5 protein-coding genes and 1 pseudogene are annotated in these 5,912 nt (G+C 49.6%); 1 reads left to right on the top strand and 5 read right to left on the bottom strand.

Translation table 11 applies throughout. From position 1 onward, the window contains the following. Positions 1-11 precede the first annotated feature (11 nt). Positions 12-143, top strand: coding sequence for a DUF2914 domain-containing protein (locus tag AB7U36_RS16900; protein ID WP_428160868.1), 132 nt, complete (start codon positions 12-14; stop codon positions 141-143). A gap of 283 nt (positions 144-426) precedes the next feature. Here the strand turns inward: AB7U36_RS16900 and AB7U36_RS16895 are convergent, their stop codons facing one another. The 5 genes and pseudogenes from AB7U36_RS16895 to AB7U36_RS16875 all read right to left on the bottom strand — a co-directional run. After that, positions 427-2,547, bottom strand: coding sequence for a TonB-dependent receptor domain-containing protein (locus AB7U36_RS16895; RefSeq protein ID WP_428160867.1), 2,121 nt, complete (start codon positions 2,545-2,547; stop codon positions 427-429). Between the two features lie 2 nt (positions 2,548-2,549). Continuing rightward, complete coding sequence (locus AB7U36_RS16890) at positions 2,550-4,502, bottom strand: ATP-binding protein (RefSeq protein ID WP_428160866.1); 1,953 nt, start codon at positions 4,500-4,502, stop codon at positions 2,550-2,552. Next, positions 4,474-4,974 carry a CHASE sensor domain-containing protein gene (locus tag AB7U36_RS16885; RefSeq protein ID WP_428160865.1) on the bottom strand — a complete coding sequence of 167 codons (501 nt, stop codon included), beginning with the start codon at positions 4,972-4,974 and terminating at the stop codon, positions 4,474-4,476. The genes AB7U36_RS16890 and AB7U36_RS16885 overlap by 29 nt, the downstream gene beginning before the upstream one ends. 9 nt (positions 4,975-4,983) lie before the next feature. Further along, the gene (locus tag AB7U36_RS16880) at positions 4,984-5,565 is read right to left on the bottom strand and encodes a YfiR family protein (RefSeq protein ID WP_428160864.1); all 582 of its coding nucleotides are present in this window, start codon (positions 5,563-5,565) and stop codon (positions 4,984-4,986) included. 153 nt (positions 5,566-5,718) lie between these two features. Beyond that, positions 5,719-5,912: pseudogene (locus tag AB7U36_RS16875) on the bottom strand (cobalamin-binding protein); the annotation flags it as partial.

Below are 5,912 nucleotides of genomic sequence, written 5' to 3'. Positions count from 1 at the left end.
GGATCTGCCCAATGAAAAGCCGGTCCAGGCACTCTTATATATTTCCATTAAACAAACCCGCGCATGCCGGATCATGGCGTGTGGACGTTGTCAACAATAGCGGGCAGGTAATCGCAAGAACCGATTTCACCGTTGGGATCTGACAGATTCTTTCATCCCTTGATATCCTCCCCACTTCTGAGATAAAGCAGGGGATGCAACCTTGGTATCTCTACACGCTCTTGTGATCGAACGACACCTTCCGCAGCCGAAGCAGAGATAAATATTAAGGAATGAATTTATCATTTGCCACCCAGAGGGTGGAATCCTGGAATGAAGATGTGTCATAACCCACGCCGTTATATGTGTTTGCAGGGATGGTCAAGCACTTAGCCAAAATTGATATAATGTTTGTTGCATATCCATAGGATGCTCCGTGATAATCCCCTAAAAGCGATAAGTCAATTTGCAATAAGCCGACGGCCCCACTTCAACCGGAGCGGAAAAAGATTCCTGTACAAATTCCACGTGGTCCCCTCTCAATAGATTTTGGCCCACCACAGAGAACTCCAGGTCAGGCAGAATCTGCCAGGCAAACCGGATATCCATGGTCAGGTAACTATCGACTTCATAGGTCTTGTCGGTATCAAAGGAATACAGGGCATCCATATCATCCACAAAACGGAACCAAAGATTGAGCTGCATGGTTTTTGAGACGGCAAAATCACCCTGCAGCGAAATTTGATGATGGGGAAAACCGAAACTGTCGTATACTTCTACTTTGTTTTCAAGAAGACTATAAGCAAGGTGCCCTTGGAAAAAATCAGAGTACCTGTATTTTAACGACAATTCCACCCCGTAGGTTTCTGCGGAACCCTCATTGGTAAGGGTTACATATTGGGTAACCCCGCTGCCTGTGAAAACTTGATTTAACTGCCCGGTTCTCAGATCGTCGTAATTGTTGAAAAACACTGCCAGATCCATTGAAAATGAATCGATCGGGATAAATCTATACCCCAGCTCATAGGCTGTCACTTCTTCAGAATCGTAGTCGTCGTTTCCCTGGGCGACAACGGTAAGAGGAAGTCCCGGTGGCGGGGTGAGACCGAGCTGGGATGTGTTAAAGGCAGCATTTTTAATTTCTCCATCGGACTCGAACCGGCTGGGGGTCCTTACCGCCCGGGAGACCGCTCCCCAGATTTTATGTTCATTGTTCACCGCCCACAGGGCTCTGATGCTGGGCTGAATCTCCATATTGCTGTATTCGTTGTGTTCGATTTTTGACCCCAGGGTCAGCTTCACGGCATCGTCGGCCAGGGATATTTCATCCTGAATAAAGCCGCTGAAAAGATGATCTTCTTCTTCCGTGGGATCTATGGAAACGATATATGACTCAACAAACCGGTCCCGGGTATACCGGTACCGGATTCCCCAGACAATATCGTTCCACGTCCCTAAGCCAAACCGGTGGGTGGCATCAATGTCAAAGGTGTCACGGTCTGATTCATTGATATCCTCGGCCTGATTTTTTCCGTCATAATAAACCTGAAGGGTGAAATCAGAATCCGGGGAAATGGTTCGCTTCCACCGGGATAAAAGATTCCATCCCTTGGTATCTGTTTCCACAGGCGTGGACGTCAGGTAAGTTGGCGGGATCAAGTCGGCCAGCAGCAGGGTCTGATCAATGTCGGCCTCATAGATATCACCCTGGAGGGTTAGGCTGTCTTTACTTGAGAGCATGGAATCCAGCCGGAATCCGGCTTGGGTTTTGGTCCAGGCATCATCCGCATCAGATCCGGTCTCCAGGGTGAATTCATCTCTGCTTTGATGTTTTGCATAGAACCGCCAGAAGGTATCTTGCCCCAGCGCATCCCCGTACCTGACGCTTGAAATTACATTTTCATGGTTTCCGGAACCAAGGGCGACATATCCCCCCTGGGTATCGCCGGCCTTGTGCCCGAGACTGTCATTTATCAGCTTGAACCGGTCAAGATCCAGGAACAGCACGCCAAGCAATTCGCCCTCTCCACAGTTTGCGACTTCCCGTATCAGGTTCTCCCGGAACATGGTCCGGTTGGCAAGGCCTGTGAGGTGGTCATAATAGGCCAATTCCTGGATCTGTTTCTGCTGCAGGATCACGTCATTAAAAGCTGCGCTTGCCCTGAGCATGTATTTGATACGATATTTGAGAATCGCCCAGTTAATGGGTTTGCTGATGAAATCCGTGGCCCCGACGGTAAACGCCCGGTCAATGGATTCCATGTCATCCAGGCCCGTCATCATCAAAATAGGCACATGCTTTCCATTGGGTAGAGAGCGAATGGCTTTGCAGGCTGTAAACCCATCCATTTCAGGCATGTTCACATCCATGAGCATTGCATGGGGATTCAATTTTTCAAAAGCGTCAACAGCCTTGAGGCCGTTTTCCATAACCTCCACCCGGAACCCATGTCCGTCTAAGGCAGCCTTCATGAGCATCCGTATGGCTTCGTCGTCGTCAACCGCCAAAATCAAAGGGTTTTCAGACGCTTCAAGATTCTGGTTATCATTGTCCCCGTGTTGGTTCATATTCATGTCTCCACCATATATTCCTTTAATTGACTCACTGCCTGGTCAAGGGCCGACCCGATTTCCGTTATGATTTGGGATAAACGTTCTAAATTATCGGTTTTCCGGGTGTTTTCCTCCAGTTTTTTATATAAGGACGATAGATGAACAGCACCAAGGTTCCCGCTGCTGGATTTCATGTAATGTGCATGGTCCCTGATAGATTTCATATCTCCATCCACCATGGCAAGGGATATTTTTTGTGTCCGTTCAGCAGCGTCCCTTAAAAATATTTTGATAATCTTGGTGAGAATATCATCCGCACCCGGGGGCTGCATACCACGGATCACATCCAGGGCCGCCGTGCAAATCCCATCTTCGTTGGGCTCAGCATCGGTATGATCTTCCTGCACCGCTGGCTGATCTATAACGCTGTCCTGCCATTCAGGCAGCCACCGACTCAAAACCGTCGCCATTTGGAATTTGCTGAAGGGTTTTGCCAAATGATCGTCCATACCGGCTTTGATACATTTCACCCGATCTCCGGCCAGGGCGTGGGCTGTCAGTGCGATAACCGGCAACTCGCCGCCGCTCCTGGAGATGCTACCCATGGCCCTGATTCTGCGGGTGGTATCATATCCGTCCATGACCGGCATCTGGCAGTCCATAAAAATTATATCGTAAGATTTATCCTTCACGGCAGCCAGTGCCTTTTCACCATTTGGGGCCAGATCCACCCTGCAGCCAAGGTTCTTCAAAATTCCGGAAGAAACTTCCTGATTAATGGTATTATCCTCCACCACCAACACCAGAGGTGCTTTTTCCGGAAGGACTTCTATTTCAGAGCGCCGGTCGTACACAACCGGGTTCGGCATTATGGAATCGGTTTCACTTGAGAATTTAACTGGGGCCACACTCTCTTGCGATACTTTCTCCAACTCAAGCTGAAACATGAATTCACTGCCGATACCGGATCGGCTTTCACATGAAATCCGGCCACCCATCAATTCCACCAGTTGCTTGGAAATGGCAAGGCCCAGTCCGGTACCTCCGAACTCCCGGGTGGTGGATTCGTCTGCCTGGGTAAAGGGTTTGAACAACCGGTCACAGACATCTTTTTCCATCCCGATTCCAGTATCCTTAACCGCAAAACCGACCTTCGTGAAGGCGTTTTTCTCTTCCAGGGTCTGCACCCGCACCCGTATTGTTCCTTTACTGGTGAATTTAAGGGCATTGGAAAGCAGATTTAAAAGAACCTGGCGTATCCTTAAAGGATCGGCATTCACAAAAGGAGAACCCAGTTGCCCGATGTCTACAATCAGCGTTAATCCCTTGCTTTCGGCCTGGCCTGCGATGATGTCCACGGTCTCTCTTACCAGGCTTTCAAGGTTGCAGGGCGTTGATTCAAGTGCCAGTTTTCCGGCTTCAATCTTGGTAAAATCAAGAATATCGTTGATGATGAGCAGCAAGGAGTCCCCGGATACCTTTATGGTATTTATAAGTTTTTTTTGATCCCGGGTCAACGGGGTGTCCATCAGCAGTTCCACCATGCCCAGCACGCCGTTCATCGGGGTTCTAATCTCATGGCTCATATTGGCCAGAAACATGGATTTGCTTCGGTTGGCGGCCTGGGCCTGATCCGCCAGGGTCACTGCCCTTTCCATAGCCTTTTGGAGCTTTACGGTTCTGTCCCGGACTTGATCTTCAAGATGAATATCCCGTTCCTCGATTTTTTCCAACATCCGGTTGAATCCGGCTGCCAACTCCCCTAATTCGTCCTCGGTATCACGCGCCACCCGGAGGCTGTAATCCTTTTCTTCCGAAATTTGTCTGACCGCTTGGGTCAGCCTAATTACAGGTACGGTAAATATGCGTTGCAGGCGGCCGGCCATTACGCCGGCAAAAACCATACCTGCAAAAGCAGCCAAGGCCAGATATCCCACCCATTCAACCAGGAGACGATACAATTCCTCCATGCCCGCCTGGAGAAATAAAAATGCAATTTTTTCCCCATCCAGGATGATGGGGTGGAGTATGTTCAGTTGATGCTTCAACCCAGCTCATCGTTTCATTGGTTTTAAAATGATTTTTTGGAAATGAGGGGATGTTCAATGAGCGGGGATCATGAGGTTTAAGGGTATAGGAGAGTTCCACAATCATTGTACCGTCGATGCGATAAAAGGCAGACTGGTAAAGTGACGATCGTTGACCCAGGGATTCAAGGCTCTTACCCAATACCTGACGATCTTCGAACATCAGGGCGGCGGCGCTGTTATCCCCCACAATGTGGGCCAGACTGCTAAGTTCTTCCATTGCGTTGCGTTTGTAAAGGAACCACTGGGTGGCAAATACAATTAGAACAGTCAGAAAAAGCACTGCGGAACAGGTGCCTAAAATTACAATATTAAGTTTGCTTTTAATGGACGTTTTTTTCAGCCAGATATTCATCGCTCCCCCCTATTGTTTTATTTCCAGGGCCAGGGACAAGAGCCGGGAATCAAGCTCGACGCCGGCGAAACCCGGGGCTTTCAAATTGATGATGAACCGCAGCCGCTGCCGTATGGTGACCAGTTGTATGGCACCGTTGTCGTCCGCAAAGGACGGGGCATCCCCCACCGTAATAACCCTTGACGATTTCAGTGTTCTGAGAACAGGCATCCAGTTCTGGCTCGATTCCAGATAAAGCAGGTGGCAGTCATCCATGCTCTCCCCGGTTCGATACTGCCTTACCTCAATGGGACGGGAGCCGATGCGCTTTGAATTCAACAATTCTCCAATTTCCATGGGCACATCCTCCCCCAGAAGCCCGATGACCAATGCAGCGTCTTTACTTTCAAAGGCAGATTCCGGCCAACGTATGAACTTGCTGAAATTATAAAGGTAGGCCGCTCGAAGTTTATATTCTGACACGCTCAGACGCCCGGTCCAATCCTGGGCCGCGCCCACACCGGACATCAAGTGCAGACCCAGGAAAACCATTACGAGCATGACGCTCGCCGTCTTTTTGATCATTTTAAAAGCGCCACGTAATTTTGGCATACAGGGTCCGTTGAATTTCCAACCGGGGTCAGGTAACTGTCGGATCTGTATTCCATATATTAATCTGTCTTCAAAAGATCAATGAGACTCTTTTTTTTGAAGAGTTGTCTCTGTGTGCCCGGCGTGTGAGACAGATCCAGCATTGGGTATGCACTATCCCTTGTCCATGCAGATCCGGGCCGCCACATTGACCGCTTCCACCCCATCGGAGGAATATTCCGCGCCGATGGATTCGGCCCACTCCCGGGTCACCACGGCGCCGCCCACCATGACCTTGCACCCAAGCCCGTTCTCCTTTGCCAGGGCAATGACCTCGGGCATGCGCACCATGGTGGTGGTCATCAGGG

This window comes from Desulfobacter sp., from assembly GCF_050177295.1.
The sequence above is the reverse complement of the archived record's forward strand: the minus strand, read 5'-3'. Positions and strand labels throughout refer to the sequence as shown.

Coding starts and splice junctions, on each gene's coding strand:
- AB7U36_RS16900 (WP_428160868.1), top strand. CDS start 12: ATGAAAAGCCGGTCCAGGCACTCTTATATATTTCCATTAAACAAACCC.
- AB7U36_RS16895 (WP_428160867.1), bottom strand. CDS start 2,547: ATGAACCAACACGGGGACAATGATAACCAGAATCTTGAAGCGTCTGAA.
- AB7U36_RS16890 (WP_428160866.1), bottom strand. CDS start 4,502: ATGGAGGAATTGTATCGTCTCCTGGTTGAATGGGTGGGATATCTGGCC.
- AB7U36_RS16885 (WP_428160865.1), bottom strand. CDS start 4,974: ATGAATATCTGGCTGAAAAAAACGTCCATTAAAAGCAAACTTAATATT.
- AB7U36_RS16880 (WP_428160864.1), bottom strand. CDS start 5,565: ATGCCAAAATTACGTGGCGCTTTTAAAATGATCAAAAAGACGGCGAGC.